At 72.1% G+C, this 1638-nt stretch carries 2 protein-coding genes; both read right to left on the bottom strand.

What is annotated here, in order from left to right:
• Positions 1-165: 165 nt before the first annotated feature.
• Positions 166-537 carry a hypothetical protein gene (locus tag ACFV2J_RS42560; RefSeq protein WP_385098413.1) on the bottom strand — a complete coding sequence of 124 codons (372 nt, stop codon included), beginning with the start codon at positions 535-537 and terminating at the stop codon, positions 166-168.
• A 37-nt stretch (positions 538-574) separates the two neighbouring features.
• A complete protein-coding gene (locus ACFV2J_RS42555) occupies positions 575-1288 on the bottom strand; it encodes an SDR family NAD(P)-dependent oxidoreductase (protein ID WP_385098416.1) in 714 nt (237 codons plus the stop codon).
• Between the last annotated feature and the right edge of the window lie 350 nt (positions 1289-1638).

The raw sequence follows: 1638 nt of genomic DNA, 5'->3' as shown, positions 1-1638 counted from the left end.
GAAGGCGCGCAGGACGCCTTCGGCGGGCGGCCCCCCCGCCACCCCCCCCCCGGGCACCACCCCCACCACCCGCCGGTCGCACCCCAGCCGCCCCGCGGCGGCGCGCGCGGCGCGGGGGGCGCGCGCGCGCCGGCCCCCGCCCCCGCGGGCCAAGGACCGTACGGGTCAGGCCAGTCGTGAGACCTGGTAGTGGCCGATCCGCCAGCCCTCGTCCGTGCGCTCGACCAGTACGCCGAGGCTGAGGCTGACGGTGGGCCGGTCCGTGAAGGAGAAGTCCGCCGCCAGGTACCCGAGGACGAGGTGGTCGGCGGGGCGCCGGGTCTCGAGGATCCGGTACGCGACCGCCATCCCCAGCGGCTGCGCGTCGTAGTACGCGGCGACGCCCGGTCTTCCGACGCTGTAGGGGCGCAGCCCCTGGAAGATCGCGTCCTCGGTGAACTGGGCGGCGACCTGCTCCGGTTCGTGGCCGTCCACGCCGGCCTTCCACCGGTCGAGAACGCCGCGCAGGATCGCCTCGTTGTCCGTCGTGCTGCTCATCGGGGTCCTTCCCTCGTCGTGCCGTCGTCGTGCGGACTCAGTGGCCGGCGCTCATGCCGCCGTCGACGTGGAGGATCTCGCCCGTGACGAAGGGGGCGTTCTCGAGGTAGACGACGGCCTCGGCGATGTCGCTCTGCTCGCCCATGCGGCCGACGGGGTGGAGGGAGGCGAGGACTTCGTGGGACTCCGCGGGGTGCATGGGCGTCTTGATGGTGCCGGGGGAGACGGCGTTGACGCGGATGTTGCGGGTGGCGTACTCGATGGCGAGCGACTTGGTGGCGGACTGGAGGCCGCCCTTGGTCAGGGAGGCCAGGACGGAGGGGACGTTGTGGTCCGCGTTGTCGACCAGGCTGGTGGTGATGTTGACGATGTGGCCGCCGCCCTGGTTCAGCATCTGCTCGACGGCGAGCTGGGTGAGACGGAAGAACCCGGTGAGGTTGATGCCGATGACGGTGGCGTAGTCCTCGGCCGTGTAGTCGGTGAACGGCTTGGCGACGAAGACGCCGGCGTTGTTGACGAGGGTGTCGATGCGGCCGAAGCGTTCGATGCCGGCGGCGATGACGCGCTCGGCGGTGGCGGGGTCGGCGATGTCGCCCTGGACGGTCAGGATGCCCGCGTCGTGGGAGGGGGCGATGGTGCGCGAGGTGGCGACGACCGCGTAGCCGAGCTTGCGGTACGCCTCGGCGATGCCGGCGCCGAGACCCTGTGAGGCACCGGTGACGACTGCGACCTTCTGGTCCTGAGAGCTCATGATGACTTCTCCGAGATTCTGGGTGGGGGTTCCTCGACCGGTTCCGATGGCCGGCGTCGCTAGCCGACCGGTCGACTATTTGGACCGTAGGGTGCGCGGAGAGGGAAGTCAAAGGTCCACGAGGCCCTGGCCGGGACGGGTTTCCTCCCAGTTGGTAGGCGCGGCCTCCCAGTCGTGGCGGGCGCGGTCTCCCGGCCGAGGCGGGCACCAGTCTCCCGGCCGAGGCGGGCGCGGGGGGGGCGGGCGCGGGCCGGGGTTTGCGCACACGCGCCGACTTCTCGAACGGAACGGCCACCGGATCGGGCATCCGTACCGGCGCCACGGCGGCCGGGGCGGGGGTCGATTCTACG

This window comes from Streptomyces sp. NPDC059668, assembly GCF_042734135.1.
Lineage (GTDB): Bacteria > Actinomycetota > Actinomycetes > Streptomycetales > Streptomycetaceae > Streptomyces.
The sequence above is the reverse complement of the archived record's forward strand: the minus strand, read 5'-3'. Positions and strand labels throughout refer to the sequence as shown.